General features: G+C 70.6%; 28 protein-coding genes. 11 read left to right on the top strand and 17 right to left on the bottom strand.

What is annotated here, in order from left to right; all coding sequences use genetic code 11:
- Positions 1-119: 119 nt before the first annotated feature.
- The 6 genes from ACIQRL_RS33965 to ACIQRL_RS33940 all read right to left on the bottom strand — a co-directional run bounded on the left by ACIQRL_RS33965 (position 120) and on the right by ACIQRL_RS33940 (position 5,517).
- Complete coding sequence (locus ACIQRL_RS33965) at positions 120-653, bottom strand: GNAT family N-acetyltransferase (RefSeq protein ID WP_401338791.1); 534 nt, start codon at positions 651-653, stop codon at positions 120-122.
- 1 nt (position 654) lies between these two features.
- Entirely contained in the window at positions 655-1,818 is a 1,164-nt protein-coding gene (gene mqnE, locus ACIQRL_RS33960; protein WP_401338789.1) for an aminofutalosine synthase MqnE, read from the bottom strand.
- 93 nt (positions 1,819-1,911) lie between these two features.
- Positions 1,912-2,367: an Lrp/AsnC family transcriptional regulator gene (locus tag ACIQRL_RS33955; RefSeq protein ID WP_266761447.1), complete on the bottom strand. Its 456-nt coding sequence runs from the start codon at positions 2,365-2,367 to the stop codon at positions 1,912-1,914.
- Positions 2,368-2,445: 78 nt separating this feature from the next.
- Positions 2,446-3,135, bottom strand: a complete 690-nt coding sequence (locus tag ACIQRL_RS33950; RefSeq protein WP_401338786.1) for a UbiX family flavin prenyltransferase — start codon at positions 3,133-3,135, stop codon at positions 2,446-2,448.
- Positions 3,136-3,166: 31 nt separating this feature from the next.
- The gene (gene mqnP, locus ACIQRL_RS33945; RefSeq protein ID WP_401338784.1) at positions 3,167-4,069 is read right to left on the bottom strand and encodes a menaquinone biosynthesis prenyltransferase MqnP; all 903 of its coding nucleotides are present in this window, start codon (positions 4,067-4,069) and stop codon (positions 3,167-3,169) included.
- Complete coding sequence (locus ACIQRL_RS33940) at positions 4,066-5,517, bottom strand: menaquinone biosynthesis decarboxylase (protein WP_401338782.1); 1,452 nt, start codon at positions 5,515-5,517, stop codon at positions 4,066-4,068. Before ACIQRL_RS33940 ends, mqnP begins: the two co-directional genes overlap by 4 nt.
- A gap of 89 nt (positions 5,518-5,606) precedes the next feature.
- Here ACIQRL_RS33940 and ACIQRL_RS33935 point away from each other — a divergent pair, with 89 nt between their 5' ends.
- A complete protein-coding gene (locus ACIQRL_RS33935) occupies positions 5,607-6,005 on the top strand; it encodes a PLDc N-terminal domain-containing protein (RefSeq protein ID WP_401338781.1) in 399 nt (132 codons plus the stop codon).
- A gap of 10 nt (positions 6,006-6,015) precedes the next feature.
- Positions 6,016-6,921, top strand: coding sequence for a LysR family transcriptional regulator (locus tag ACIQRL_RS33930; RefSeq protein ID WP_401338778.1), 906 nt, complete (start codon positions 6,016-6,018; stop codon positions 6,919-6,921).
- Here the strand turns inward: ACIQRL_RS33930 and ACIQRL_RS33925 are convergent.
- Both ACIQRL_RS33925 and ACIQRL_RS33920 read right to left on the bottom strand, forming a co-directional pair.
- The gene (locus ACIQRL_RS33925; RefSeq protein WP_401338776.1) at positions 6,806-7,828 is read right to left on the bottom strand and encodes a DMT family transporter; all 1,023 of its coding nucleotides are present in this window, start codon (positions 7,826-7,828) and stop codon (positions 6,806-6,808) included. The two genes, ACIQRL_RS33930 and ACIQRL_RS33925, sit on opposite strands and share 116 nt — an antisense overlap.
- Before the next feature lie 100 nt (positions 7,829-7,928).
- A complete protein-coding gene (locus ACIQRL_RS33920; protein WP_401339029.1) occupies positions 7,929-8,576 on the bottom strand; it encodes a TetR/AcrR family transcriptional regulator in 648 nt (215 codons plus the stop codon).
- Between the two features lie 197 nt (positions 8,577-8,773).
- Between ACIQRL_RS33920 and ACIQRL_RS33915 the strand changes: the two genes are divergently transcribed.
- Positions 8,774-10,231 (top strand): MFS transporter, encoded by a 1,458-nt coding sequence (locus tag ACIQRL_RS33915; RefSeq protein ID WP_401338774.1) that lies wholly within the window; start codon positions 8,774-8,776, stop codon positions 10,229-10,231.
- A gap of 58 nt (positions 10,232-10,289) precedes the next feature.
- On the opposite strand, the gene ACIQRL_RS33910 is transcribed toward ACIQRL_RS33915, so the two are convergent.
- Positions 10,290-10,625: an ArsR/SmtB family transcription factor gene (locus tag ACIQRL_RS33910; protein ID WP_401338772.1), complete on the bottom strand. Its 336-nt coding sequence runs from the start codon at positions 10,623-10,625 to the stop codon at positions 10,290-10,292.
- A gap of 167 nt (positions 10,626-10,792) precedes the next feature.
- Here ACIQRL_RS33910 and ACIQRL_RS33905 point away from each other — a divergent pair, with 167 nt between their 5' ends.
- The 5 genes from ACIQRL_RS33905 to ACIQRL_RS33885 all read left to right on the top strand — a co-directional run bounded on the left by ACIQRL_RS33905 (position 10,793) and on the right by ACIQRL_RS33885 (position 15,414).
- Positions 10,793-11,785: a zinc-binding alcohol dehydrogenase family protein gene (locus tag ACIQRL_RS33905; RefSeq protein WP_401338771.1), complete on the top strand. Its 993-nt coding sequence runs from the start codon at positions 10,793-10,795 to the stop codon at positions 11,783-11,785.
- A 31-nt stretch (positions 11,786-11,816) separates the two neighbouring features.
- Positions 11,817-12,461, top strand: coding sequence for a class I SAM-dependent DNA methyltransferase (locus tag ACIQRL_RS33900; protein ID WP_401338769.1), 645 nt, complete (start codon positions 11,817-11,819; stop codon positions 12,459-12,461).
- A 105-nt stretch (positions 12,462-12,566) separates the two neighbouring features.
- On the top strand, positions 12,567-13,025 hold the full coding sequence (locus ACIQRL_RS33895; protein ID WP_401338767.1) for a nucleoside deaminase: 459 nt from the start codon (positions 12,567-12,569) through the stop codon (positions 13,023-13,025).
- A 187-nt stretch (positions 13,026-13,212) separates the two neighbouring features.
- On the top strand, positions 13,213-14,163 hold the full coding sequence (locus tag ACIQRL_RS33890; protein ID WP_401339026.1) for an isopenicillin N synthase family dioxygenase: 951 nt from the start codon (positions 13,213-13,215) through the stop codon (positions 14,161-14,163).
- 141 nt (positions 14,164-14,304) lie between these two features.
- Entirely contained in the window at positions 14,305-15,414 is a 1,110-nt protein-coding gene (locus tag ACIQRL_RS33885) for a hypothetical protein (RefSeq protein ID WP_401338764.1), read from the top strand.
- 39 nt (positions 15,415-15,453) lie between these two features.
- Here the strand turns inward: ACIQRL_RS33885 and ccsB are convergent, their stop codons facing one another.
- The 7 genes from ccsB to hemL form a co-directional block, all read right to left on the bottom strand.
- Positions 15,454-16,575 (bottom strand): c-type cytochrome biogenesis protein CcsB, encoded by a 1,122-nt coding sequence (gene ccsB, locus ACIQRL_RS33880; protein ID WP_401338761.1) that lies wholly within the window; start codon positions 16,573-16,575, stop codon positions 15,454-15,456.
- A complete protein-coding gene (locus ACIQRL_RS33875; RefSeq protein ID WP_401338759.1) occupies positions 16,572-18,410 on the bottom strand; it encodes a cytochrome c biogenesis protein ResB in 1,839 nt (612 codons plus the stop codon). Before ACIQRL_RS33875 ends, ccsB begins: the two co-directional genes overlap by 4 nt.
- 3 nt (positions 18,411-18,413) lie before the next feature.
- Entirely contained in the window at positions 18,414-19,151 is a 738-nt protein-coding gene (locus tag ACIQRL_RS33870; protein ID WP_401339023.1) for a cytochrome c biogenesis CcdA family protein, read from the bottom strand.
- 50 nt (positions 19,152-19,201) lie between these two features.
- Entirely contained in the window at positions 19,202-19,819 is a 618-nt protein-coding gene (locus tag ACIQRL_RS33865) for a TlpA family protein disulfide reductase (RefSeq protein WP_401338757.1), read from the bottom strand.
- Positions 19,820-19,885: 66 nt separating this feature from the next.
- Positions 19,886-21,148, bottom strand: a complete 1,263-nt coding sequence (locus ACIQRL_RS33860) for a hypothetical protein (RefSeq protein WP_401338755.1) — start codon at positions 21,146-21,148, stop codon at positions 19,886-19,888.
- Between the two features lie 151 nt (positions 21,149-21,299).
- The gene (locus ACIQRL_RS33855) at positions 21,300-22,016 is read right to left on the bottom strand and encodes a histidine phosphatase family protein (RefSeq protein ID WP_401338754.1); all 717 of its coding nucleotides are present in this window, start codon (positions 22,014-22,016) and stop codon (positions 21,300-21,302) included.
- The gene (hemL, locus tag ACIQRL_RS33850) at positions 22,013-23,329 is read right to left on the bottom strand and encodes a glutamate-1-semialdehyde 2,1-aminomutase (protein WP_401338752.1); all 1,317 of its coding nucleotides are present in this window, start codon (positions 23,327-23,329) and stop codon (positions 22,013-22,015) included. Before hemL ends, ACIQRL_RS33855 begins: the two co-directional genes overlap by 4 nt.
- A 384-nt stretch (positions 23,330-23,713) precedes the next feature.
- Here hemL and ACIQRL_RS33845 point away from each other — a divergent pair, with 384 nt between their 5' ends.
- The gene (locus tag ACIQRL_RS33845; RefSeq protein ID WP_401338748.1) at positions 23,714-24,334 is read left to right on the top strand and encodes a hypothetical protein; all 621 of its coding nucleotides are present in this window, start codon (positions 23,714-23,716) and stop codon (positions 24,332-24,334) included.
- 112 nt (positions 24,335-24,446) lie between these two features.
- Here ACIQRL_RS33845 and ACIQRL_RS33840 read toward each other — a convergent pair whose 3' ends face one another.
- Complete coding sequence (locus ACIQRL_RS33840; RefSeq protein ID WP_401338746.1) at positions 24,447-24,584, bottom strand: hypothetical protein; 138 nt, start codon at positions 24,582-24,584, stop codon at positions 24,447-24,449.
- A gap of 26 nt (positions 24,585-24,610) precedes the next feature.
- On the opposite strand from ACIQRL_RS33840, the gene ACIQRL_RS33835 reads away from it, so the two are divergent.
- Both ACIQRL_RS33835 and ACIQRL_RS33830 read left to right on the top strand, forming a co-directional pair.
- A complete protein-coding gene (locus ACIQRL_RS33835; protein WP_401338745.1) occupies positions 24,611-25,297 on the top strand; it encodes a response regulator transcription factor in 687 nt (228 codons plus the stop codon).
- Positions 25,294-26,697 carry a sensor histidine kinase gene (locus ACIQRL_RS33830; protein WP_401338742.1) on the top strand — a complete coding sequence of 468 codons (1,404 nt, stop codon included), beginning with the start codon at positions 25,294-25,296 and terminating at the stop codon, positions 26,695-26,697. The genes ACIQRL_RS33835 and ACIQRL_RS33830 overlap by 4 nt, the downstream gene beginning before the upstream one ends.
- Positions 26,698-26,725 lie beyond the last annotated feature (28 nt).

The raw sequence follows: 26,725 nt of genomic DNA, 5'->3' as shown, positions 1-26,725 counted from the left end.
ACTCTTCCGTTCCGAATGTTCCCAAAGAACTCTGTCCAGTGAAGCACGCCGGGGCGGCGATCTTGCAGCGGGTCCTCGGCCGCGGAGTGAGGGGGCCTCGGCCGCGGAGCGCGGGGGCCTCAGTCGCGGAACGCGAGGGGCAGCAGCATCGTGATGTCGTCCCGTTCGTCGCCGGGCGCGACGCGGATCGCACCGGGCACCCGTCCGACCTCTTTGTATCCGCAGGAGGTGTAGAAGCGCTCAAGACCCTCGCCGCCCCGGCAGGTCAGCCGGATCGCCTCGACGCCGTCGAGCGAGCCCGCGGCCTCCTCCGTCGCCGCGAGCAGGTCCCGGCCGTACCCCTTGCCCTGATGCCGGGGGTGCACCATCACGGTGTACAGCCAGACCCAGTGCCTCATCAGCCGGTGGGTGTTGAACGTGAGGAAGGCGGTCGCGGCGACGCCGCCCTCCTCGTCCCGGCCGACCAGGAGCCGGGTGCGGCCCTCCGCCATGGCGACGAAGTGCTTCACGAGTTCGGGGCGCACGTCGCCGGCGGTCACCGGCGGCACGAAGCCGACGGAGCCGCCCGCGTTCGAGACGTCCACCCAGAGGGCGACCACCCCGTCCCGCAGGGCAGGGGTGACCGCCGGGTCCAGTTCGAAGCGCAGCCCCACGTCAGACCCGCATGGGCTGCGGCGACTCGCGTCGCGCCGGGTCCGGTCCGTCGTACTCGCGGATGATCTCGTACCGCGTGTTGCGCTCGACGGGGCGGAAACCGGCGTCGCGGATCAGGTCGAGGAGGTCGTCGCGGGTCAGCTTGTTCGGGGTGCCGTAGTTGTCGGCGTCGTGCGTGATCTTGTACTCGACGACCGATCCGTCCATGTCGTCGGCGCCGTGCTGGAGCGCGAGCTGGGCGGTCTGGACGCCGTGCATGACCCAGAAGACCTTGACGTGCGGGACGTTGTCGAAGAGCAGCCGGGAGACCGCGAAGGTCTTCAGCGCCTCGGCGCCGGTGGCCATCTGGGTGCGCGCCTGGAGGCGGTTCCTGACCTTGCCGTCCTTCATGTCCACGAAGTCGTGCTGGTAGCGCAGCGGGATGAAGACCTGGAAGCCGCCGGTCTCGTCCTGGAGCTCACGCAGCCGCAGCACGTGGTCGACGCGGTGGCGGGGCTCCTCGATGTGCCCGTACAGCATCGTGCACGGGGTCTTGAGACCCTTCTCGTGCGCGAGGCGGTGGATGCGCGACCAGTCCTCCCAGTGGGTGCGGTGGTCGACGATGTGCTGCCGGACCTCCCAGTCGAAGATCTCCGCGCCGCCGCCGGTCAGCGACTCCAGGCCGGCCTCGATCAGCTCGTCGAGGATCTCCGAGGCCGACAGCCCCGAGATGGTCTCGAAGTGATGGATCTCGGTGGCCGTGAACGCCTTGAGCGAGACGTCCGGGAGGGCCTTCTTCAGCTCGCTGAGGGAGCGCGGGTAGTAGCGCCACGGCAGGTTCGGGTGGAGGCCGTTGACGATGTGCAGCTCGGTGAGGTTCTCGCCCTCCATCGTCTTGGCGAGGCGGACGGCCTCCTCGATGCGCATCGTGTACGCGTCCTTCTCGCCCGGCTTGCGCTGGAACGAGCAGTACGCGCAGGACGCGGTGCACACGTTCGTCATGTTGAGGTGACGGTTGACGTTGAAGTGGACGACGTCGCCGTTCTTCCGCGTGCGCACCTCGTGCGCGAGCCCACCGAGCCACGCCAGGTCGTCCGACTCGTACAGCGCGATGCCGTCCTCGCGGCTGAGCCGCTCACCGGCCCGGACCTTGTCCTCCAGCTCGCGCTTGAGCCCGACATCCATGCGATTACCTCTCCCTGTGACGAATCCAGCCAACCGTACTCCCCCGCTTTCCGGCGGAAGACCCCCGTCAGGGCCTTCGCGCCGGGGGCGTTCCTACTCCTCCTCGGGCAGCTCTCCGACCCGGTTCTCCCACTTCGTGGAGAGCACGATCGTCGTACGGGTACGGGAGACGCCCTTGGTGCCCGACAGGCGCCGGATGGTCTTCTCCAGTCCGTCGACGTCGCTCGATCGCACCTTGAGCATGAACGAGTCGTCGCCCGCGATGAACCAGCAGTCCTCGATCTCGCTGAGGTCGCGCAGCCGCCGGGCCACGTCCTCGTGGTCGGCGGCGTCGGAGAGCGAGATGCCGATCAGGGCGGTGACGCCGAGACCGAGCGAGGCCGAGTCGACCGTCGCGCGGTACCCGGTGATGACACCGGCCGCCTCCAGCCGGTTGATGCGGTCGGTGACACTGGGTCCCGACAGACCGACGAGGCGCCCCAGCTCCGCGTAGGAGGCCCGGCCGTTCTCCCTCAGGGCCTGGATGAGCTGCCTGTCCACCGCGTCCATGCGATCGAAGCCTTCCGCTGAAAAGGTCTGAGAGGTCTTGAGGTGTTGAGATCAGAGGTTGAGGTGCTGAGAGGCCCCTCAGGTGGTGTCGCCCCGGGAACCGCTCCCGAGTTCGCCCTTCCACCGGCGGTACAGGTCGTGTTCCACACCCGCCGCGTCGAGGACCCGGCCGGCGACGAAGTCCACCAGGTCCTGGATGTGCGTGGCACCCGCGTAGAACGCCGGCGAGGCCGGCAGCACGGTCGCGCCCGCGTCGTCCAGGGAGACCAGGTGACGCAGCGTCTGCCCGTTCAGCGGGGTCTCCCGTACGGAGACGACCAGCCTCCGCCCCTCCTTGAGGGTGACGCTCGCGGCCCGCTGCAACAGATCCTTGGAGAGGCCGAGGGCGACTCCGGCGACGCAGGCGGTGGACGCGGGCACGATGAGCATGCCCTTGGCCGGGTACGAGCCCGACGAGGGCCCCGCCGCCAGATCGCCCGCGCTCCAGTGCCGTACGGCGTCGAGACGCTCCTCGAAGGCGTCGAAGGTGCCGGGCTTGCCGTCGGCGCCCCGCGCCAGCCACTCGCGTAGGTCGTCCCGCCAGTGGGCGTCCCGGAACGGAAGGCCGGTCTCGTCGAGCAGCGTGAGCCGTGAGGCCCTGCTGACGACCAGGTCGACGCTCTCCCCCGCTTCCAGCAGCGAACGCAGCACCGCGGCCGCGTACGGCGTACCGGACGCGCCGGACACCCCCACGATCCAAGGCCGGCGCTGCGTCTGTCCTGGCTTCATGGTGTCGAGCCTATCCGGCCACCGCCCATGGTCAGACCGTGAGCCCGCGCACCAGCAGATCGAGCAGGGCGCACACGAACAGCGCGATGCCGATGAAGCCGTTGACTTGGAAGAACGCCCGGTTCAGGCGGGTCAGATCGTGCGGCTTCACGATGGAGTGCTCGTACAGGAACGCGGCCGTGACGATCACCAGGCCGAACCAGAAGAAGACACCCGCGCCGGTGGCGGCCCCGTACCAGACGAAGAGCGCCGTCGTCACCGCGTGACAGGCCCGCGCGCCCCAGATGGCGGCCGGGATGCCGAACCGCGCCGGCACCGACATCACGCCGATCTCACGGTCGGTCTCGACGTCCTGGCAGGCGTAGATGAGGTCGAAGCCGCCGATCCAGACGCCGACCGCGAGACCGAGGACGACGGCGTCCCAGGACCAGGTGCCGGTGACGGCGATCCAGGCGCCGATCGGGCCCATCGCCTGGGCCAGGCCGAGGATGGCCTGCGGGAAGTTCGTGAACCGCTTGCCGTACGGGTAGACGACCATCGGGATGACCGCGATGGGCGCCAGCGCCAGGCACAGCGGGTTGAGCAGGGCGGCGGCGGCGAGGAAGACGACCAGGGCGACCAGCGCGCCGGTCCAGGCGTGCTTCACGCTCATCGCGCCGGTGACCAGTTCACGATGGGCCGTACGGGGGTTGCGGGCGTCGATCTCGCGGTCGATGATCCGGTTCGCCGCCATGGCGAAGGTGCGCAGGCCCACCATCGCGACGGTGACCAGGAGCAGCTTTCCCCAGTGGATGTTCTTGTCCAGCGCGAACATCGCCGTGAGCGCCGCGATGTAGGCGAAGGGCAGCGCGAACACCGAGTGCTCGATCATGACGAGGCGCAGGAACGCCCTGGTGCGGCCCGGCTGCGGAAGCGCCGCGGAAGCTGAACTCACAGCCCGTACTCCTTCCAGCGGCGGTCGACCTTCGCCGCCGTCTCCGGGTCGGACAGCACCATCTCGGGCCAGCCGCCGTCCCGGGTGTAGCCCTCCTCGGGCCACTTCCTCGTCGCGTCGATACCCGCCTTGCCGCCCCAGAACTGCTGGTAGGAGGCGTGGTCGAGGTGGTCGACCGGGCCTTCGACGACGGTGAGGTCACGCCCGTAGTCCGTGTTGCCGAGCGCGCGCCAGGCGACCTCGTGCAGATCGTGGACGTCGCAGTCCGCGTCGACGACGACGATGAGCTTCGTCAGGGACATCATGTGCGCGCCCCAGACGGCGTGCATCACCTTCTGGGCGTGCTTCGGGTACTTCTTGTCGATCGCGACGATCGCACAGTTGTGGAAACCGCCCGCTTCGGGCAGGTGGTAGTCCACGATGTCCGGCACGATGATCTTCAGCAGGGGCAGGAAGAACCGCTCCGTCGCCCGGCCGAGGGGTCCGTCCTCCGTCGGAGGCCGCCCCACCACGATGGACTGGAGCAGCGGCCGCTTCCTCATCGTCACGCAGTCGATGGTCAGCGCCGGGAACGGCTCCTGCGGGGTGTAGAACCCGGTGTGGTCGCCGAACGGCCCCTCGGGCAGCATCTCGCCCGGCTCCAGCCAGCCCTCGAGGACGACCTCGGCGTTCGCGGGCACCTGGAGCGGCACGGTCTTGCAGTCGACCATCTCGATCCGCTTGCCCTGGAGGAACCCGGCGAAGAGGTACTCGTCGATGTCACCGGGCAGCGGCGCGGTGGAGGCGTACGTCACGGCGGGCGGGCACCCGAAGGCGATCGCCACCGGCAGCCGCTCGCCCCTGCGGGCCGCGACCTGGTAGTGGTTCCGGCTGTCCTTGTGGATCTGCCAGTGCATGCCGATCGTGCGCTTGTCGTGGCGCTGGAGCCGGTAGAGGCCGAGATTGCGGATGCCGGACTCGGGGTCCTTGGTGTGGGTGAGCCCGAGGTTGAAGAAGGAGCCGCCGTCCTCGGGCCAGGTGAACAGGGCGGGCAGGGCGTCGAGGTCGACGTCGTCGCCGCGCAGCACCACCTCCTGCACCGGCGCGTCCTTCACCTTCTTCGGCGGTACGTGCGCCATCGCGCCGAGCTTCCCGAAGGCCTCGCGCACCCCGACGAAGCCGTGCGGCAGCTCCGGCCGGAGCAGTCCGCCGATCTTGTCGGAGATCTCGGCGTACGACTTCAGGCCGAGGGCCTTCAGCAGTCGCCGGTCGGTGCCGAAGACGTTCATCGCGAGCGGCATCGCCGACCCGCGCACGTTCTCGAAGAGCAGTGCGGGCCCGCCCGCCTTCTGCACCCGGTCGACGATCTCCCCGACCTCCAGGTACGGATCCACCTCAGCCTTGATGCGCTTGAGGTCGCCCTCGCGCTCCAGTGCCCTGAGCAGGGAGCGAAGATCGTCGTAAGCCATGTGTCCAAGTATCGGCCACCCGCTACCCTGTGCCCGTCACCGGGGGGCCCGTGCCGCCCCGCCACCGTTCACTGGGGGAACGTTCAGCCATGCTCAGGTATCTGCCCTTCCTACTGGTCGTGGCGCTGATGATCTACGCCTTCATCGACTGCCTGAACACGCCGGAGGAGGAGGTCCGGGGCCTGCCCAAGGTGGTCTGGATCATCATCATCCTGCTCTTCGGCGAGATACTCGTCGGTCCCGTCGTCTGGCTCGCCGCGGGCCGCATCCGCAGGGCTCCGGCCGGCGGCGCCACGCCCTCCGAGTGGCACCGCAACCAACGGACCGCGTTCGTCGCTCCCGACGACAACCCCGAGTTCCTCGACTCCCTCAAGGCCGCCAACCGCAAGGACGAGGCCCATCTGAAGGACTGGGAGGCCGACCTGCGGCGCCGCGAGGAGGAACTGAGGCGGCGTGAGGAGCAGAGCAGGTCCGACGAGGAGTCGTGAGACTGCTGCCATGGAACTGCGCCTGCTGGTGACCTTCGAGAAGGTCGCGACCGTTCTGAGCTTCACGCGGGCCGCGGCCGAGCTGGCGTACGCGCAGTCCAGCGTGACCAGTCAGATCCGCGCCCTGGAGTCCTCGCTCGGCACGGAGCTCTTCGACCGGCTGGGCAGCAGGATCCGACTGACCGAGGCGGGCGAACGGCTGCTGCCCTACGCCCGGCAGATCATCGAGCTGACCGACGAGGCGCGGGCCGCCGTCGTCGGCGCCGAGGAGCCCTCCGGCACGCTCACCGTCGGCACGATGGAGTCCCTCACGTCGTACCGGCTGCTGCCGCTCCTGGAGTTCTTCCACCACCGTCATCCCCGGGTGCGGCTGTCGCTGCGCACGACCATCGGCGACGAGACCCGCCGGGCGCTGCTCCAGGGCACGTACGACGTCGGCTTCCTGATGGAGGAGGAGACCGAGCACGCGGGACTCGAGGTCGCGGTGCTGGCGGTGGAGCCGCTGGCGCTGGTCGCCGCGCCCGGCGATCCGCTCGCCGGCACGGCACCGGACACCGCCGGCCTCACGGGCCGCTCCCTGCTCGCCACCGAACCCGGCTGTGCCTACCGGGACTTGTTCGAACGGGAGCTCAACTCCCGCCTCCCCGAAGGTTCCTCCGTCGACTTCACGGAGTTCGGCACGATCGAGGCGACCAAACGGGCCGCGGCGGCCGGCCTCGGCATCGCACTGCTGCCGGAGGTGACGGTCGCCGCGGAACTGGCGCGGGGCGAGCTCGTACGACTGCGCTGGGAACCGCCGTTCACGCTTCGGACGCAACTGGCGTGGCGGTCCGGGAAGAGGCTTCCGGCTCACGCGCGGCTGTTCCTGGAGCGGGCACGGCAACTGGTGTCCGAGGAGTCCGGCCGGTCCGAGTGATCCGGGCGGCCCGCCCGGTCCGGTCGGTCCCGGCGGCCCGGGGAAGCGTGACCTTCAGGCTGGCCGTCACGATCAGCGGGACGCCGAGGGCCTGCACGAGACCGATGTGGTGGCCGTACACCGCCCAGTCCATGAGCATCGCGACGGCCGGGTAGGTGAAGGCGAGCACGGCGATCTTCGCGGTCGGGAGCTTGGCGTAGGCGGCGTACATCAGGACGTACATCAGCCCTGTGTGAACGACTCCGAGCCCGATGAGCCAGCCCCAGTCGGCGCCGGTCCCGCGCATCGCGCCGAAGTCGGCGAAGGGGAGCAGCAGCGGGATGCCGACGAGGACCTGGACGAGCGCGATGAGGTGCGGCCGTACGCCGGTGATGCGCTTGGTGACCAGCGTGGACAGCCCGTAGAGGAGCGCGGCGAGGAGGGCCTGTCCGACGCCGGTGAGATACGGGCCGCCGTGCGCGAAGTCGGCCGGGGAGACGCCCGAGACGAGGACCAGACCGGCGAAGGCCAGCGCGATCCAGCCGGCCTTGGCGGCGGTGAGCCGCTCGCGGAAGAACAGGGCGCCCAGCAGCACCACGTAGAACGGCTGGGTGTGGTAGACGACGGTCGCCACGGAGATCGAGGTGTTCCGGTACGCCTGGAAGAGCAGGACCCAGTTGAAGACGATGAACACCCCGCCGAGCGCGGCGAGTCCGAGCGTGCGCGGGGTGAAGCCGTGGCCCCGGAAGTATCCCCGGGCCAGCGCGTAGCCGCCGAGGGCGAGCGCGCCGAACAGGACGCGGAAGAAGACGACGTCGAAGGGCGAGGCGCCGGACTCGACGACGAAGACGCCGAGGGTGCCGGAGAGCATCATCGCGGCGGTCAGCTGGACGGCGCCCTTGTTCTCGACTGCGGTGGTTGAGGTCATGCCCCGAAGGTAGGAGCGGTGACCGGGGGCGGGCCACGGGCCACTGGGGCGTCCTGCCGATGCCCCCATCGGCGGCGCCGATGCGTACGGGCAGGCGGCGTCAGACTCCGGCCTGGAGGCGAAGGCCCGCCAGTGTCAGGTCCAGCCCGGCGAGGAACTGCTCCTTGTCGTCGTGCCCGTCGAACTCGTCGACGATGTCGTGCACGAACGGGAACTCCTCGGCGTCGAGCGCGCGCCACGTCTCGGTGTAGCGACCGAGGAACTCGTCGCGGTCCACGAAGCCGTCGAGCACCTCCTGGGGCGGCTCCTGCCCCATGTCGGCAGCGTTGCCGACCACGACGCCGACGATCGCCGACACGGCGTGGAACCGCTGCGGCGGCGTGAGGTCGAGCCGCAGTGTCTGCTGCCCCAGCTTCTCGAAAAGCCGCAACGAGTTGCCCTGGACGTCGGTGCGGCGCATGAAGTGCGCACCCAGCCACGGCCGGTCCACGATCGCGTCGAACAGGGTGACGGCCATCACGCGCAGGTCGTCGACCGGGTCGTCGCTGCCGGTCTGCCCTTCGACGGCCGTCAGCACCCCGCCGAGCACGTGGTCGATGGCGCGGTCGAGCAGGTCGTCCTTGCCCGAGACGTACCAGTAGATGCTGCCGACGCCGGTGCCGAGCCGGGTCGCGAGGGCGCGGAGGGTCAGCGCCGGCTCGCCCGCCTCGTCGAGCAGGGCCACGGCCGCGGTGAGAACGGCCTCGATGGAGTGCGAGGCCCGTTGACGTCCCCGGGAAGGGCGGTCGGCGGGTCGTGGTCGCGGGCCTGTCATGGGACCCATCCAATCACAGCTTGCACAATTATCGAACCTCGTTCTATTGTCGAACACCGTTCCATTCCCGAACGTTGTTCCATTGTCGAACATTGTTCGACAGTCGACACCGTTCCGAGAGGAGGCCCGCCATGACCACGACCGCCCTAGCGCCCGCCGCATCGCGCACCTATCCGTCCCTGCGCGCGGCATGGATTCCCCTGGCCGCGCTCTGCCTGGCCTTCTTCGTCGAGATGGTCGACAACACACTGCTCTCGATCGCGCTGCCCACGATCGGACGCGACCTCGACAGCAGCACGACCGCGCTGCAGTGGGTCACCGGCGGGTACTCGCTGACCTTCGGCGGCCTGCTGCTCACGGCGGGATCGATGGCCGACCGGCTCGGGCGCCGCCGTGTGCTGCTGGCCGGCCTGGCGGTGTTCGGACTGCTGAGCCTGGCCGTCGTCGCGGTCACCACCGCGGGGCAGCTCATCACCCTGCGGGCCGGCCTCGGCATCGCCGCGGCGGCGATGGCCCCCATCACCAACTCGCTGGTCTTCCGGCTGTTCGACGACAAGGCGCTGCGGATGCGCGCGATGACCCTGATGATCGTCGTCGGCATGTCCGGCTTCGTCCTCGGCCCGCTGCTGGGCGGCACCGCCCTGGCCCACTTCCAGTGGCAGTGGCTCCTGGTCGTCAACGCCCCGATCGCGCTGATCGCGGCCATCGGCGTCCGTCTCGGCGTCCCGGCCGACCGGCCGCAGGACCTGACCCACGACAAGCTCGATCTGCCGGGCGCCGGCCTGAGCGTCGCCACCATCGGCCTCGCCTGCTACTCGCTGACCAGCGGCGTCGAGCACGGCTGGCTCTCCGCGACCACCGTCGCCTCGGTCCTCGGCGCCATCGCCGCGGGGATCGCGTTCGTGTGGCACGAGCGCCGCAGCGCGTCGCCGATGCTGGACCTCCGCCTCTTCTCCAACGGCCCCGTCCGCGGCGCCGCCATCGCGCAGATCGGCACGGCCATCGCGATGGCCGCCGTGATGTTCGGGCTGATCCTCCACTTCCAGTACGCCTACGGGTGGAGCCCCGTCCGGGCCGGCCTGGCGAACCTGCCGATCATCGTGACCATGATCGTCGCAACCCCGCTGTCCGAGTGGCTCGCGGGAAGGTTCGGCCACCGCGTCGCCTGCCTGGTCGGCGCGGCCTGCCTGGCCGGATCGCTGGCCGGCCTGTCCTGGAGCGTCGACCGCGGGTACGGCGCCATCGCGGTCTGCATGGTCGTGATGACCGTCGGACTGCGCACCGTCATGACGATCTGCGCCATCGCGCTCGTCGACGCGATGCCGAGCAACCGCACATCGATCGGCACGGCGCTCAACGACACCGCCCAGGAGGTCGGAAGCAGCGTCGGCACCGCCGTGGTCGGCACCCTCATCGCCGCGCTGGTCACCACCCGGCTGCCCGCGGGCACCTGGACCGACACCCTGGTGGCGTCCTTCTTCCACGGCGAGCGGATCACCTACGCCGTGCTGGCGGTCGTCGTCGGCCTGATCGCGGCCGGCGGCGCCCTCACCCTCACCGACTCCCACGTCACCGAAGAGCCCGCCTGAGACGTCCGAGCCGGGGGCGCGTACCACCGCGCACGGCCGGGACCGCCGCCGAGACCTCTCAGCGGGGCGGTTCCTCGCGCAGGACGAGGGCGAGGAGGCCCGGGAAGCGGGCGTCGAACTCCGGTCGGCGCAGCCGGTTGACCCGCCTGGGGCCCTCGTCGCGCTGCTCGACGAGCCCGGCGCCGCGCAGTACGGCGAAGTGATGGCTGAGAGCCGCCTTGCCGACGGGCACGTCGAAGCTGCCGCAGCTGCGGCTCCACTCCGCGGACCCCGCCAGCTCCCTGACGAGCTGGATCCGCACGGGATCGGCGAGGGCGGCGAGGGCGGCCGGTACGGGGACCTCGTCGGGGTGGGTGTGCTCGGGCGCCGCCCGATGACTGGTGCGCTCCGCCACGCCGGCCTCCCTGGTGTCTTCCCGATCCGCTTGCCGAGTGTTCGATGAAAACCATACACTCCTGAGTGTTCGCTTTTCGTTGAACAGTCAGTCGGCGCGGCGGCCGGTCCGCGCGGGCCGTCGGCTGTCCAGCCGAGTACCAGCCGAGTACGAGCCAGGAGTGAGCCATGCGTACGGTCGAATTCCAGGAGTACGGCGGTCCCGAGGTCCTGCGGGTCGTGGAGGCGAAGGTCCCCGATCCGGGCCCCGGGCAGGTGAGCGTCGACGTCGCCTACGCGGGCGTGAACTTCGCCGACGTCCTGGCGCGGTCGAAGGGCTACCGCGTACCGCGCCTCCCCTTCGTACCGGGAATCGAGGTCTCGGGCCGGATCCGGGCGGTCGGTCCGGACGTCACGGGACTGCGGGCCGGTCAGGAGGTCGCGGCGCTGACGGAGGGCGGGGCGTACGCGGACGTCGTCGTGGCCGACGCCGGCACGGTCTTCCCGCTCCCCGACGGCGTCGGCCTGCGCACCGGCGCCACCCTCCCCACCGTCCTGCCCACGGCGTACGCCCTCCTGCACACCGTGGGCCGGCTCCAGCCAGGCGAGACGGTGCTCGTCCAGAGCGCGGCGGGCGGTGTGGGCACGGTGCTCGGCCAGTTGGCGAAGGCGGCCGGGGCCGGCGCGGTGTACGGCGTCGTGTCCAGCGGAGCGAAGGCCGCGTACGCCCTCGGCAACGGCTACGACGAGGTGTTCGTCGGGGCCTTCGAGGACGAGGTCCGCGCGGCGACCGCCGGCCGCGGGGTGGACCTGGCCCTGGACCCGGTGGGCGGCGAGACCTTCCGGGGCAGCCTCGCCTCGCTCGCCCTCTTCGGCCGCCTGGTCTCCTTCGGCAACGCGAGCTCGGCGGAGCCCTGGACGGTGGGCCAGCCGGAGCTCTACCCCACCGGCCGGTCGGTCGGCGGGTTCTCGATCCTCGGCCTGGCCAGGACCGCCCCGGCCGCCCTCCGCGACATCGCCGCGCGCGCGTTCGAGACGGTGGCCGACGGCACCGTGACCCTGCCGGTGACGGCGGAGTTCGCGCTGGAGGCGGCCGGGGAGGCGCACGCGCTGATGGGGTCGCGGACGAGCACGGGCAAGTTGCTGCTGCGGGTGGCGAATTCGGATCCGTCACGGCCGTGAATGTCGGACCCCCGGTCTACTCTTCCCCGCCATGACGACCCGCCTCCACGCCACCCGCGCCTCCTACGACACCGTCGCCGCCAGTTACGCCGAACTGCTCAGGGATCATTTGGCCAGGCCTCTGGACATGGCCATGCTGGCGGCGTTCGCGGAGCGGGTGCGGGCCGCCGGGGGCGGGGCCGTGGCGGACCTCGGGTGCGGGCCGGGGCGGGTGACGCACCATCTGGAGAAGCTCGGGCTCGACGCGTTCGGGATCGATCTCTCGCCTGGGATGGTGGCGGTGGCCCGCAGGGAGTATCCGCATCTCCGCTTCTCCGTGGGCACGATGACGGACCTCGACCTCGCCGACGACTCCCTCGCCGGAGCCCTCGTCTGGTACTCCACCGTGCACACGCCGATCGACGAACTCCCGTTGATGTTCGCCGAGTTCCACCGCGTCCTCGCCCCCGGCGGCCATCTGCTCATCGCCTTCAAGGTCGGCGCCGAACACGTCCGCCTGGAGCACGCGTACGGCCATGACGTCGACCTCGACGTCCACCGCTTCCCGCCCGAGCGGGTCGCCGAACTCCTGCGGAACGCGGGCCTGTTCGAGGTCACCCGCCTGGTCCGCGAGGCCGAGGCCCCGGAGAAGACCCCGCAGGCCTTCATCCTGGCCCGCAGACCGCAGAGCGGCTGATCCGCGCCGCCTCGGAGCGAACCCCGCGCGGCGGGAGGGTGCTTCCCCGCGTTGCCCTCGTGTTCCGGCCGCACGGGACTGGAGTCCCGCGGGAGAGTGGGGACCATGGAGCGCATCGATCAGGCACAGGCCCGCGCGTGGCTCGCCACCGCCCTGGAGGAGGCCCGCGCCGGGCTCGCCGAGGGCGGTGTCCCCATCGGGGCGGCGCTGTACGGCGCGGACGGCACCCTGCTCGGCCGTGGCCACAACCGCCGCGTCCAGGACGGCGACCCCTCGGCGCACGGCGAGACGGCCGCCTTCCGCGCCGCGGGACGGCAGCGGACGTATCGCGGTACGACCATGGTGACCACCCTGTCGCCGTGCTGGTACTGCAGCGGGCTGGTCCGGCAGTTCGGCATCTCCCGGGTGGTCGTCGGCGAGGCGGCCACCTTCCACGGCGGCCACGACTGGCTCGCCGAGCACGGCGTGGAGATCGTGCTGCTCGACGATCCCGAGTGCACGGCGCTGATGCGCGACTTCATCAAGACCAACCCGGCCCTGTGGAACGAGGACATCGGTGAATGACCCGAGGGCCCACGCGGTTCCCGAGGATCGGGCAGGCCACCCGAACCCGGCCGATCCCGAGGATCCGGCCCGTCCCGGAGACCCGGCCGGTGCCGGGGATCCTGCCGGCCGGGAGGATCCGCCCGGCCCCGGGGATCCGCCCCGCCCCGGGGATCCGGCCGGTCCCGGCGCCCCCGCGCCGACCCGCATCCCCACCGTCGACCTGGGCCCCTGGCTCTCCGGGGACCCCGCCGCCCGCGCCGCCGTCGCCCGTGGCGTCGACGACGCCCTGCGGACGGCCGGTTTCCTGCTCGTCACCGGTCACGGCGTGGACCCGGAGCTGCGCAGCCGGCTGAGGGAGGCCGCCCGCGGCTTCTTCGCGCTGCCCGCCGGGACGAAACAGCGCTACGCCGCCCGGGTCGGCGGCCGCGGCTGGCTCGGTCCGGGCGCCGAGGCCAACGGCTACGCGGAGGGCACCGAGACCCCGCCGGACCTCAAGGAGTCGCTGACGTTCGCGACGAGCGAGCCGTTCGCGGACCCGGAGACCAACGCGGAGTGGTACGCGCCGAACGTCTGGCCCGCCGAGACCCCGGAGCTGCGCGGGCTCTGCGAGGAGTACCTGGCGGCCATGGGGGAACTGGAGAACCTGCTGCTGGAGCTGCTCGGCGAGGCACTCGGCCTCGAACCGGACTTCTTCACCCGGCACATGGACCACCCGACGTACGGCTTCAACATCAACTGGTATCCGGGCACGGAGGTCGTCGGCGAGCCGCTGCCGGGCCAGTTCCGCATCGGGCCGCACACCGACTTCGGCACCGTCACCATCCTCGACCGGCAGACCGGCAAGGGCGGGCTCCAGGTGTTCACGGACGAGGACGGCTGGCAGGACGCGCCCTTCGACCCGGCCGCCTTCACGATCAACATCGGTGACCTCATGGCCCGTTGGACCGGCGACCGATGGCGTTCGGGACGCCACCGGGTGCTGCCGCCGCCGGCCGACGCGCCCGCCGAGGAGCTGATCTCGCTCGTCTACTTCGGCGAGTGCACCCCGGGGACACGGGTCGAGTCGGTGCCCGCCCCCGTGGGCCGCGTCGCGTACGAACCCGTCGACTCCCATGTCTATCTCCGCCAGAAGCTCGATTCGATCACTGTCGATTGAACGGCGGACCATTTCCGTAAGCGGACCGACCCCGTGCGGACACCGACCGGCCTATCCCGAACCAACTGCCCCTCCTTCCTCAGTTGTTGATACACCTCACAGCAGCACTTCGGACCGGACCGCGGACCAGGGGGAGATGCGGTGCACACAGAACTGCACAGCCGGGGGGCGTTGTTCGACGACGAACCGCCCGGACTCGCGTCACGCCTGGTCGGACTGCGTCCGTACCAGCTCGGCGCCACACCGTACGAACACCCCGCGGAACCACCCTTCGTGGTCTTCGCGGGCGGCCGGGGGCAGGGCAAGACCACGGTGCTCCGGGCCCTGCGCGACGCCTATCGCGGGCACACTCCCATCGCCCTGATCGACGGCGAGGAACGGCAGTTCACCGCGCCTCCCCCCGAACGTCCGGCGGAGTCCTGGTCGCCGGTCGGGCAGGCGCTCACCACGGCCGCGGAACAGCTCGCCGAACCGGTGAAGGGTGCCGGGCGGATCGGCTTCCCTCGGCTGTCGGCCGGGCTGCTGGCGGTGGCGGCGGCCGGCTGGACCGAGCGCGAGGTACCGCGCATCCGGCGGGAGGCGGAGCGGATCCTGCTGCTCAACGAGACCGACTCCTGGCTGTCGGGGTTCGCGGGGCGCTGGATGGGCAAGGTGATCTCCCGGCTCGTCGCGTCGATGAGCGGGACGGGGCCGGTGGTGGAGCCGATCATCGAGGCCACCCTGGAGGTGTTCACGGAGGGTGTCTCCCCGGCCCACCGACGGCTGCGCGGGGCCGCCACCTGGTACCGGGACTACCCGGGCGCGGGAGACAGCCCGAAAATGGCGCTGGTCCTGCTCTCCCGGCACTTCCGGGCGGGCGGCGACTTCCGCAGGCACGCCGAACGCCATCTCGTGCGGGCGCTGCTGGCCGACCTCGAAGACGCCTACGCAGGGGTCGTCCAGCGCTCCCACCGGCGAGGACGCCCGGTCCTGCTGATCGACAACGTCCAGGAACCCGCGGGCCTCGGACTTCTGGAGCCGGTCCTGCGCGACCGCGCCGACGGCATCAGGGACCAGGCCGTGTTCTTCGCCGCGCTCCGGGGATACGCGCATCCGGCGCTGCGCAACGCGGGCCGGCTCGCCCTGCCCGAGGCGGCCCGGGAGACCGGTTGGCGGCCCGGCACCTCGCCGTCCTCGCGGGCGCTGCTCCTCTCACTGCCGCCGCTGACCCCCGACGGCACCCCGCGCGTCGACGAAGGCCGGCCCCGGTGACCGAGGTCACCGGGGCCGGCCTCGGCGTGTCCGGGCGGGTCAGACTCCCGCGTAGGAGTGCTTGCCGCCGACGAAGATGTTGACGCCGTAGTAGTTGAACAGCCAGCAGCCGAAGGCGATCAGGGCGATGTAGGCGGCCTTGCGGCCCTTCCAGCCGGCCGTGGCGCGCGCGTGCAGGTGGCAGGCGTAGGCGACCCACGTGATGAACGCCCAGGTCTCCTTGGGGTCCCAGCCCCAGTAGCGGCCCCAGGCGTCGCCCGCCCAGATCGCGCCCGCGATGATCGTGAACGTCCACAGCGGGAACACGGCGGCGTTCACGCGGTAGGAGAACTTGTCGAGCGAGGCCGCGGCGGGCAGCCGCTCCATGACGGAGGTGGCGAAGCTGCCGGGCTGTCCGCCGTTCACCAGCTTGTTCTCGTACGAGTCCTTGAAGAGGTACAGCACCGTGCCGACGGCGCCCACGTAGAAGACGGCGCCGCACAGGATCGCGGTCGAGACGTGGATGTACAGCCAGTACGAGTGCAGCGCGGGAACGAGCTGGTCGCTCGCGGTGTACAGGACCGTGACGGCGAGACCGAGGTCGAGGAGCACCGTGGTGATCAGCGGGAGGCCGAGCCAGCGGACGTTCTTCTTCAGCGCGAGCAGGACGAGGAAGACCGCGACGGCGACGGTGGAGAAGGTGATGTTGAACTCGTACATGTTGCCCCACGGGGCACGGCCCACGGACATCGCGCGGGCGAGCACGCCGGCCGCCTCGACGGCCCAGGCCAGCACGGTGAGGGACACGGCGATCCGCCCGTAGAGGTCCCCCTGCTCGTCACCGCCGTGCGCGCCGGGCCCGTCGGGCACGTCCCGCGCGCCCGCCGCGGAGCGGGTGACGACCTTCGGCCGCTCCAGCACGGCGGTGCCGCCGGCCTTCTGCACGGTGACCTCGGGGGCCGCCGTGGCCGCCTTCGCGCCGTTCGCGGTGAGCGCGTTGGCGGTGCGGGCGACCTTGCTGCGGCTGCCGAAGAGCCACTCGGCGATGAAGGCGAAGAAGGCCAGGGTGTAGACGGCCATCGCGGAGTAGATCAGCGTGTTGCTGATGTTGGCGAGGTGTTCGTTGGTCGCGGTGGCCAGATCGGTCACGGCGCCCAGGTCGTGTGCGGTGGCGAGCGTCACTGCTTCTTGGACCCTTCAGCGGCGGGTACGGGGGGTTCGGCGTCGGCGTCGGTGGGTGCCGCGTCTTCGTCGGGCTTGGTGGGGGCCTGTTCGTGCACGAGCGCGGCCAGGTCGCCGAGCTCCTCGGGAAGCTTCGCGGACTCGCTGCGGCCGAGCCCGGCCATCTCGACGACGGTGACACCGTCGGCGCCGGTGGTCGCGCGCACCCAGACCCGGCGGCGCTGGATGAACAGCGACCCGGCGAGTCCGAAGATCGCGGTGAACGCCCCGGCCAGCGCCCAGTCACTGCCGGGCTGCTGGGTGACCTGGAAGTTCGCCCACTCCTTGATGTCCTTGTCGAAGGTGATCGACCCGGCGCCGCCGGGCAGCGTCATCGTCTCGCCGGGCCGCAGCCGCGCCTTGACGATCTCGCCCTTGGCGTCCTTGAACTGCTTCATGTGGGTCGTGTCGAGCTGGTACACGTTCTGCGGCAGGCCCGCGTCGACCCCCAGGCTGCCGTGGAAACCGCTCAGCGCGAGCACGGGGTAGTCGAGCGCGGGGAACTGGGAGAACATGCTGCCCTTGCCGGCCCCGGCGAAGGTCGGCACGAAGAAGGCGGAGAAGCCGAGCTGTTCGCCCTTGCCCTGCGCGTTCCTGTAGCCGTCCATCACCTTGACGGCGCCCTGCGAGGTGACATTGGAGTCGAGCGGCAGCAGGGGCACGGCGTCGTGGAAGACGACCCTGCCCTTGCCGTCCCGGACCGTCACGGTGGGCGCGTAGCCGTGGGCGGTGAGATAGACCTTCGTGTCACCGATCACCAGCGGCTCGTTGACCTTGACGAGCGTCTTCTTGTCCTTGCCGTAGGCGCCCACGCTGTAGGTGACGGCCGCCTGGTACGTGCGGGGTGTGCCCTTGTTGGGGCCGGTCCGCTCGTAGGTGCCGGTGAAGTTCTTCAGATCGAAGCTGAACGGCGTCAGGTCGTCGGTGGTGAAGAGGTTGCCGGACTTGAAGTCGTCGTAGGACAGCAGCGTGTTGGAGAAGCCGTCGCCCTCGACGATCAGCTTGTCGCCCTCGGACTTGAAGAGCTGGCCCCAGGCGAAGGCGACGAGCATCACGATCAGCGCCATGTGGAAGAGCAGGTTGCCGGTCTCGCGCAGATAGCCCTTCTCCGCGGCGACGGCGTCCTTCTCGATGTGCGCCCGGAACCGCTTCTGCTTGAGCACCTGGAGCGCGATCTCGCGCACCTGCTCGGGCTCGGCCGCGGTGCGCCAGGTCGCGTACGCGGGCAGCCGGGTCAGCCGCTTGGGGGCGCCCGGCGGACGTCCGCGGAGCTGTCCGACGAACTGCCAGGTGCGGGGCACGATGCAGCCGATGAGCGAGATGAACAGCAGGATGTAGATCGAGGAGAACCACACCGAGCTGTACACGTGGAACAGGCCGAGCTTGTCGTAGACGGGTCCGAGGACGCTGTGCGCGGCCTTGAAGTCCGCCACCTTCTGGGCGTCGGTCCCGGACTGCGGGATCAGCGATCCGGGGATGGCGCCGAGCGACAGCAGGAAGAGCAGGATCAGCGCGACCCGCATCGACGTGAGCTGGCGCCAGAACCAGCGGGCCCAGCCGGTCACTTCGCGGGCGGTCCAGGCGAGCCACCCCGCGGCGCCGGGCTTGCGGGTGCCGCCGAAGGAGCCGGGCACCGCCGTCTCGACGGGCGCGGTGGACAGCTGCGACCCGGCCTCGCCGAGTTCGCCGTCGGCGCTCACCCCGATGTGCCGGCTGGTGCTCACCGGGTCCGGCGCGCCGTCGTCCTCCGGCGTCGCGGCGGACTCGGACGTGTTGCCGGTGTCGGTCGTGCTCATCGATCAGATCCCTACCGTGAAGCCGTCGGACCAGGACTGCATCTGCTGCACGATGCCGTCCCAGGCACCGGTGAGCAGGAGCAGGCCGGTCACGATCATCATTCCGCCGCCGATCCTCATCACCCAGGTGTAGTGGCGCTTCACCCAGCCGAACGCGCCGAGCGCCTTGCGGAAGGCGACTGCGGCGAGCACGAAGGGCACTCCCAGACCGAGGCAGTAGGCGACGGTCAGTATGGCCCCGCGCCCGGCGCTCGCCTGGTCCATGGAGAGCATGTTGACGGAAGTGAGCGTCGGACCCAGGCACGGCGTCCAGCCGATGCCGAAGAGCGCACCCAGTATCGGCGCGCCCGCGAGCCCGGTCACCGGCCGCCGGTGGAAGCGGAACTCGCGCTGGGTGAGCCAGGGCATCAGCCCCATGAAGAACACGCCCAACGCGATCATCAAGACACCGAGGATCTTGCTGAGCGTGCCGTTGTACTCGTGCAGCGTCGAGCCGAAGTATCCGAACAGCGCCCCGCCGGAGACGAACACGGCGGTGAAGCCGAGCACGAAGAGACTGGCCCCCGCGACCATCCGGCCGCGTCTGGCCTCCGCCAGGTCCGTGCCGCTGACTCCGGTGACGTACGACAGATAACCGGGCACGAGCGGCAGGACGCACGGCGAGAAGAAGGAGACGAGCCCGCCGAGCACGGCGATCGGCAGGGCGAGCAGCAGGGCGCCGCTGTAGACCGTGGTGTTCATGCCGGTCGAGGCGGCGAGGTTCGTGGACGACAGGAGAAGGGCCACGCCGGTCACTTCTCCGCGAGGACGGGGTCGAGCATCTCGTGCAGTTTCTCTTCGCTGAGCGCCTGCAGTGTGCGGGCCGCGATCTTCCCGTCCCGGTCGATGACGAGCGTGGAGGGGATCGTCTGCGGGTTGAGCGTGCCCTTCTTGAACCGGAGCATCAACTTGCCCGTCGGGTCGTACAGGCTGGGGTACGTGACCTTCTGCTCCGTCTCGAAGGCCTTCGCCAGTGAGGTGCTGGCGTCACGCGTGTTGATGCCGACGAACTGCACGCCCTGTTCGGCGGTCTCCTTGGCGACCTTGACGAAGTTCGGCGTCTCGGCGCGGCACGGCGGGCACCAGGAGCCCCACACGTTGAGGACGACGACCTTGCCCTTGTAGTCCGCGATGTCGAGCTGCTTGCCGTCGACGGTCTTGCCGGAGAGGTCCGGGACGGCGTCCCTCGACCCCTTGGCGACGGTGGAGATGCCGTCCTTGCCGGAGACGTAGTTGCTGTTGCCCGCGCCGCCGGAGGTGCCGCCGGATCCGCACGCGGACAGGACGAGCGCGGCGACGGCGGCCCCTGCGGTGAACAGGGCGGCGCGGGTGCGGTTCGGGCGCTGGTCTGCGCGGCAGGCGGCACTCATGTGAAAAGTTTCGCATGCCCGTTTCGAGGATCTTCCGCACCCCCCTTGCGGGTGGAAACCCGCATTTCAGGCGGCCTGCCCCCGGAGGAAGGAGTGCCAGCCGCCGTCCGGCTGCTCCGCCACGTCCATCGACTGGAGCTTCGCCAGCACCTCGGGCCGCTGCACGTCCAGCCAGTCCACGAACTGCCGGAAGGAGACCATGCGCACGTCGGCGCCCTTCTCCCTCTGCTGGGCGATGTGGGTGAACACGTGCTCCACGGCGTCCATGTAGATGCCGCCGTTCCACTCCTCGAAGTGGTTGCCGATGAAGAAGGGGGCACGATTCGTCTCGTATGCCCGCTTGAATCCCGCCACATACGACGCGGACGCCTGGGTGCGCCAGCCCGGGTAGTTGTACGAGGGCGCCCGGGTTGAGGCGACCGACTGGTTGGCGAGGATGTTGTAGTCCATCGAGAGGACCTCGAAGCGGTGCCCGGGGAAGGGCATCGCCTGCAGCGGCAGGTCCCACAGCCCCTCCTTCTTCTGCGGCCAGCGCTGGACACCGCCGGGCGAGGAGGCGTCGTAACGCCAGCCGAGCTCCTTGGCGGCGGGCAGCAGGTTGTCCTGGCCGAGCAGGCACGGGGTGCGGGCGCCGATGAGTTCCTTCTCGTAGTCGAAGGGCAGCGGGGGCAGGTCGGTCCAGCCGGTGTTGGTGCGCCACTCGGTGACGAAGGACTTGGCCTGCTCGATCTCGCTGCGCCACTGCCGGGGCGACCAGTTGCCGACCGAGCCGGAGCCGCCGCAGAAGTGGCCGTTGAAGTGGGTGCCGATCTCATGGCCGTCGAGCCAGGCCTGACGGACCAGCTTCAGGGTCGCCCGGACGTGTTCGTCACTCAGATATCCGATGTCCGAGGCGCCACGCGGGTTGTTCGGCGGGTCGTACGCGCGCTTCTTCGACTCGGGCAGCAGATACAGCCCGGAGAGGAAGAACGTCATGTGCGCGTCGTTCTCCTTGGCGAGCTGGAGGAAGCGGTCGAAGAGACCGGTGCCGACCTCTCCCGCGCCGTCCCAGGAGAAGACCACGAACTGCGGCGGGGTCTCACCGGGTTCCAGCGGCACGGGGGCCAGCGGCTGGCGCGGCTGCTTGCCGGTGTAGGCGGTGGAGCCGTCGCCGATGAGCCGCACGGCCGGCTTCTTCGGGGCGCCGGGCCGGCCGGTACCGGCCGTGGCGGAAGGCTCAGGATGCCGCTTGGCTTCCTTGTTCGAGGTGGTGCCGCACGCGGCGAGTCCGAGCGCGGTCGCCGCACCCGCACCGAGGCCGATCATTCCCCTTCGGCTGACGTCGCGCATACGGTCCTCTTTTCATCGCACCCTCTCAGCTGACTCTCAGCTTGTATCCCATGAGAGGGCGCGATGAAGTCGCGGGTTCCCTTTAACGCGCACGGATTTATATGATTTTACGAAGATGCGCCCATTTGGCCCGGCTCTTCGCATTTGACCGTCATGCCCCGAAAGCCTTGCCCTTGCCCTTCACCGGCTTGGCGCCCGCGAGGAGATGAGCCGGCACCAGATCACGCGCGGGCTCCGTGTAGCCCACGGACACGATCTTGTCGCCGCGGTAGGTGAAGGTGGTCAGGGACGCCAGCGTGCACTGCCGCTTTCGCGGGTCGTGCCACAGCCGCCGCTTCTCCGCGTAGCTGCGCACGATCCAGATCGGCAGCTGATGACTCACCAGCACCGCCTCGTGGCCACGCGCCGCGTCCTTGGCCGCGTCCAGCGCCCCCATCATCCGGACGACCTGGTCGACGTACGGCTCGCCCCAGGACGGCTTGAAGGGGTTGACCAGGTGCTTCCAGTTCTCCGGCCGCCGCAGCGCGCCGTCCCCGACCCCGAAGGTCTTGCCCTGGAAGACGTTGTCGGCCTCGATGAGCCGCCCGTCCGTCGCCAGGTCCAGGCCGTGGGCCTTCGCGATCGGCGTCGCCGTCTCCTGCGCCCGCTCCAGCGGCGAGGCCACCACATGCGTGACATCGCGCGAGGTGAGGTGCTCGGCCACCCGGTCGGCCATCCGCCGTCCGAGCTCGGACAGGTGGTAGCCGGGCAGCCGCCCGTAGAGCACGCCGCCCGGGTTGGCGACCTCGCCGTGCCGCATCAGGTGGACGACGGTGATGTCGTCGCCGGTGCCGCCGGTGTCGCCGTTCGTACCGATGGTCTCGCTCATGCCGTGGCCTCCGCCGCTGCCCGTGCCGCCGCCGGAAGGGCGTCGGCGATCCGCTGAACCGCCTGGTCGTCGTGGGCCGTCGACACGAACCACGACTCGAACGAGGACGGCGGCAGATACACGCCCTGCGCCAGCATCGAGTGGAAGAACGCGGTGTAGCGGAAGGACTCCTGCGCCTTCGCGCCCTCGTAGTCGCGCACCTCACGTCCCGTGAAGAAGACGGAGAACATGTTGGAGGCGCTCTGCAGACGGTGGGTCACACCCTCCTTGGTGAGCGCCTCGGTCACCAGCGTCCGGATCCGCTCCGACACCGCGTCGACCTTGGCGTACGCGGCCTCGTCGAGCAGCCGCAGCTGCGCGAGGCCGGCGGCGGTGGCGACGGGATTGCCCGAGAGCGTGCCCGCCTGGTACACCGGCCCGGCCGGCGCGAGGTGCGCCATGACGTCCGCACGGCCACCGAAAGCGGCGGCCGGGAAGCCGCCGCCCATCACCTTGCCGAAGGTCATCAGGTCGGGACGTACGCCGTCGATCCCGTACCAGCCGGCCCTGCTGGTGCGGAAGCCGGTCATCACCTCGTCGGAGATGAACAGGGCGCCGTTCTTCGCGCAGGCGTCCTTGAGGCCCTGGTTGAAGCCGGGCGCGGGCGGCACCACACCCATGTTCCCGGGCGAGGCCTCGGTGATCAGACAGGCGATCTCGCCGGGGTGCGCGTGGAAGGCGGCCTGCACGGCTTCGAGGTCGTTGTACGGCAGGACGATGGTGTCGGCGGCCTGGGCACCGGTGACACCGGGCGTGTCGGGCAGCGCGAAGGTCGCCAGCCCGCTGCCCGCCGCGGCGAGCAGCGAGTCGACATGCCCGTGGTAGCACCCGGCGAACTTGATCACCTTCGTCCGCCGGGTGAACCCGCGGGCGAGCCGGATGGCCGACATGGTGGCCTCGGTGCCGCTGGAGACGAGCCGGACCTGCTCGACGGGCTCGACGCGGGCGACGATCTCCTCGGCGAGGGCGACCTCTCCCTCACCGGGTGTGCCGAAGGACGTACCGCGCGAGACGGCCTCCTGGACGGCGGCGATGACCTCGGGGTGCGCGTGCCCGAGGATCATCGGACCCCAGGAACAGACGAGGTCGACGTACTCGCGGCCGTCGGCGTCGGTCAGGTAGGGACCGGTACCGGACACCATGAACCGGGGCGTACCGCCCACGGCGCGGAAGGCGCGCACCGGAGAATTCACGCCACCTGGCGTGACGGCCGTCGCACGGTCGAACAGCGACTGCGAGGCTGGGGCTGCATAGGGATAAGGCAGTTCGGTCATGACCTGCGACGTCTCCGACTCCGGGGGGCTAGTGACCTTCTCAGGGTAGGCCAGCGATCCCGGGGAGCCGTGAGGGGAAGAACGGGGGGCCGTGAACGGATGAACCCGGCCCGACGTACGGCTTCACGGAGGAATGATCCCGGCCATCGCGGAGCCGGTGTGACGGAGCCCGGTACGACAAACGGGTCCGTTCCCCCGGCCATCTGCGAAACTGGGCGACGAACGGACAGCTCACATGAACGACGGTGTTCAGGGGCCGCGAAGATCCCGCGGACAGGTGTTTCGGCGTACGTTTCGGCGTGCGACCGTGGGGGAGGTCACTGTCACGATGATCGGGTTGCGTGGCGGGGGTCTCGCGACTTAGAAAAGCAGTCGGGTGGAGATATGCATCGCGGTGGCGGACTGGGCGAGGGGACCGATGACCTCAACCCTCGGCGTGCCCGGCGGGGGAAGCACCGACGCGAGGCGGAGGAAGCCGCCGGAACAAGAGCTGGACAGGCACAGGGATCGCAGGGTGAGCCCGATCGGATCGAGCGACTGCGAGCGGAGAGCGGGAATGGTGGCCGGGTGGGGGTGACGTACAAATATTTCGGCGCGCCGGACGGCGCGACGGCGGCCCGGGTCCCGATCTCGATGCGCCCCGAGGAACTCGGCGGCGACGAACTCGGCATGAACGGCATGTTCACCAAGATCAAGCCGGAGACGATGGCCGCGATGGTCCTCACCGGCATAGAAGGCGTCCCCCTGCACAAGGTGCCGCCGCTCGAACTGGTCGTCCTGCACCCCGACTACGCAGTCGTCAAGCTCCCGATGACCGTCGTCGACCCGCTGCGCGGCATAGGCGAGGAGGCCGTCGGCGCGGCCGCCTTCATCTGGTCCACCGTCCCGGACCGGGGCGGCCCGCGGGACGCCTTCAACGTCTACCAGCTCCTGCACGAGTGGCAGGACTTCTCGCACCGGTTGCACGAGGCGGGGCATCAGCCTTATTGCCTGGTGTGGCCGTGAGCCTGGTTTGCACCGAAAAGGGCGAGGTCTCCGGACCTCGCCCTTTTCGGTGCCGGAGAGAAGCCCTCGGACAGTCGGCCGGCCGGCCGGCGCTCGCCGCCGGCCTCGTCCGTCAGCCGCCGTGCTGCGTGGCCGTCTTCGCGTAGTCGCCGATCCGGTAGACGCGAGTGACAAGCGCCACCGCGCGCACCGCGCCGGACGGCAGGGCCGACCGGTCCGCAGAGAGGGACCCACCGGCCGATCCGGGCACGGAAGACGGAATCGTACGATGTCGGTGTGCTTGTTCTGGTGGTCGAGGACGACCCGGGGATCGCGGCTTCTCTGGTACTGGGCCTGGAGCGGGCCGGGTACCGGGCGCGCGGCGTCGGCACCGGGCGGGAGGCTCTGGCGGCGGTCCCGGAGCCCGATGTGGTGCTTCTGGACCTGGGGCTGCCCGACCTGGACGGCATAGAGGTCTGCCGACGGATACGGAGCCGCTCCGACGCGGCGATCATCGTGGTGACGGCGCGCGGCGAGGAGGCCGACCGGGTCGCGGCCCTGGACGAGGGCGCCGACGACTACCTGGTCAAACCGTTCGGCCTGGCGGAACTGCTGGCACGGATCCGGGCCGTGCTGCGCCGCGTCCAGCCGTCCGGCTCCGAGTTGTTGCGGCACGGCCCCCTCACAGTGGACCCGCGAACCCGCAAGGTGACCGTCGACGGCCACGAAGTCGCCCTCACACCCAAGGAGTTCGACATCCTGGAGTGTCTGGCCGCCGACCCGGGGCGGGTGGTCACCCGGCAGGAGGTCCTGGAGCGCGCCTGGGACGCCCACTGGTACGGCCCCACCAAGGTGCTGGACGTGCACATCGCGGCGCTGCGCCGCAAGCTCGGCGTCCACGGGCTGGTGGAGACCGTGTACGGCCGCGGATTCCGCCTCGGCGTACCCGAGCCGGGCCAGGACCCGGACGCCGGTGGGCGATGACCCGGCGTATCGCACTGACCTTCATGGCGCTGATCGTCCTGCTGCTGGTCCTGGCGGTGGTGCCGCTGGGGCTGTCCATGACGCAGCGCGAGCACACCTCTTTCCGGGACACGACCGAGGCGGCGAACCGGACGATCGCCGCCGCGGCCGAGGAATACCTGTCGGACCATCGCTCTCCCGCCGCCATGCGACGGCTCCTGGAACAGGCCGAGCGGGCAGGCGACTGCGCCGCGGTCTTCGACACGGCGGGACAGCCCGTGGCGGCCACCCGGTGCCCCGGACGAACAGGTGAGGGCGACGAGGACGATCAGGCCGCGGGCAACTGGGGCGACCTGGCGCACCAGGTGCTCGTCCACCCGGGAACGGCGGCGCGTGAGCGCGACGACCGGCTGGTCGTCGCGGAACCGATCGGCGACACCGCGCATCCGGTCGGGGTGTCCGTGCTGTCCCGGTCGGCGGAGAGCATGCACGACCGGATCGCCTCGATGTGGTGGCGACTGGCGCTGATCGGCGCCGGCGCCCTGGTGGCGGGTGCGCTGTTGTCGGTTGCGCTGGCCCGCTGGGTCGGGCGCCCGCTGCGGGCCGTGGACGCCGCCGCTCTGCGGCTCGGCGAGGGCGTGCTGGACGTACGGGCGCCGGGCGGGCGGGGGCCGCAGGAGGTGCGCAGACTCGCCTCGACGTTCAACACCATGGCGGCCCGCATGGAGACACTGATCCACGGGCACCGGGCGGTCGTCGCCGACGTCTCGCACCAGCTGCGGACGCCGTTGACGGCGCTGCGGCTGCGGCTCGACCTGCTGGCGGCGGGCGCCGACGACGCCACGGCGGCGGAGTTCGCCGGCGCGCAGGAGGAGATCGCCCGGCTGTCCCGGCTGGTGGACGGCCTGCTGGCGGTGTCCCGGGCGGAGAACGCGGTACCCAGGCCGGTTCCGGTCCGGGTGGACCGGGTGGTGGACGACCGGGTCGTCGCGTGGGAGCCGGTGGCCCGGGAGCGGCGGGTGTCGCTCACCGGGCGCTGCGGCGCGCGGCTGACGGCGTACCTGGGGGCCGGGGATCTGGAGCAGGTGATCGACAACCTGGTGGCCAACGCCCTGGACGCCGTGGAGGAAGGCGCGGCGGTCCGCATCGAGGGGCAGGCGACGCGTGAGCGGGTGCTGCTGCGCGTGGCGGACAACGGGCCCGGGATGAGCGAGGCGGCGCGCGAGGCGGCGTTCCGGAGGTTCGGCAATCCGGAGGCGTCCGGCAGCGGCCTGGGGCTGGCCATCGTGCACCGGCTGGTCACCGCCAACGGCGGCACCGTACGGCTTCAGGACACGGCCGGCGGCGGGCTGACCGTGCTGCTGGACCTTCCCGCGCTGCCGCCGCAGGGGCCGTCAGGCGGCTTGCGGGCGGGATCTTAACCGCTTGTGAAGAACTCCTGAACCGGTT

Source organism: Streptomyces sp. NPDC091209, assembly GCF_044757755.1.
In the GTDB taxonomy this organism is placed as follows: Bacteria; Actinomycetota; Actinomycetes; order Streptomycetales; family Streptomycetaceae; genus Streptomyces.
This window is presented reverse-complemented; position numbering and strand designations above follow the sequence as displayed.

Coding starts and splice junctions, on each gene's coding strand:
- ACIQRL_RS33860 (WP_401338755.1), bottom strand. CDS start 21,148: ATGCGCGACGTCAGCCGAAGGGGAATGATCGGCCTCGGTGCGGGTGCG.
- ACIQRL_RS33940 (WP_401338782.1), bottom strand. CDS start 5,517: ATGGCTTACGACGATCTTCGCTCCCTGCTCAGGGCACTGGAGCGCGAG.
- ACIQRL_RS33915 (WP_401338774.1), top strand. CDS start 8,774: ATGACCACGACCGCCCTAGCGCCCGCCGCATCGCGCACCTATCCGTCC.
- ACIQRL_RS33955 (WP_266761447.1), bottom strand. CDS start 2,367: ATGGACGCGGTGGACAGGCAGCTCATCCAGGCCCTGAGGGAGAACGGC.
- ACIQRL_RS33925 (WP_401338776.1), bottom strand. CDS start 7,828: ATGACCTCAACCACCGCAGTCGAGAACAAGGGCGCCGTCCAGCTGACC.
- ACIQRL_RS33905 (WP_401338771.1), top strand. CDS start 10,793: ATGCGTACGGTCGAATTCCAGGAGTACGGCGGTCCCGAGGTCCTGCGG.
- ACIQRL_RS33870 (WP_401339023.1), bottom strand. CDS start 19,151: ATGAACACCACGGTCTACAGCGGCGCCCTGCTGCTCGCCCTGCCGATC.
- ACIQRL_RS33830 (WP_401338742.1), top strand. CDS start 25,294: ATGACCCGGCGTATCGCACTGACCTTCATGGCGCTGATCGTCCTGCTG.
- ACIQRL_RS33845 (WP_401338748.1), top strand. CDS start 23,714: ATGCATCGCGGTGGCGGACTGGGCGAGGGGACCGATGACCTCAACCCT.
- ACIQRL_RS33875 (WP_401338759.1), bottom strand. CDS start 18,410: ATGAGCACGACCGACACCGGCAACACGTCCGAGTCCGCCGCGACGCCG.
- ACIQRL_RS33935 (WP_401338781.1), top strand. CDS start 5,607: ATGCTCAGGTATCTGCCCTTCCTACTGGTCGTGGCGCTGATGATCTAC.
- hemL (WP_401338752.1), bottom strand. CDS start 23,329: ATGACCGAACTGCCTTATCCCTATGCAGCCCCAGCCTCGCAGTCGCTG.
- ACIQRL_RS33855 (WP_401338754.1), bottom strand. CDS start 22,016: ATGAGCGAGACCATCGGTACGAACGGCGACACCGGCGGCACCGGCGAC.
- mqnE (WP_401338789.1), bottom strand. CDS start 1,818: ATGGATGTCGGGCTCAAGCGCGAGCTGGAGGACAAGGTCCGGGCCGGT.
- ACIQRL_RS33900 (WP_401338769.1), top strand. CDS start 11,817: ATGACGACCCGCCTCCACGCCACCCGCGCCTCCTACGACACCGTCGCC.
- ACIQRL_RS33865 (WP_401338757.1), bottom strand. CDS start 19,819: ATGAGTGCCGCCTGCCGCGCAGACCAGCGCCCGAACCGCACCCGCGCC.
- ACIQRL_RS33895 (WP_401338767.1), top strand. CDS start 12,567: ATGGAGCGCATCGATCAGGCACAGGCCCGCGCGTGGCTCGCCACCGCC.
- ACIQRL_RS33950 (WP_401338786.1), bottom strand. CDS start 3,135: ATGAAGCCAGGACAGACGCAGCGCCGGCCTTGGATCGTGGGGGTGTCC.
- ACIQRL_RS33930 (WP_401338778.1), top strand. CDS start 6,016: ATGGAACTGCGCCTGCTGGTGACCTTCGAGAAGGTCGCGACCGTTCTG.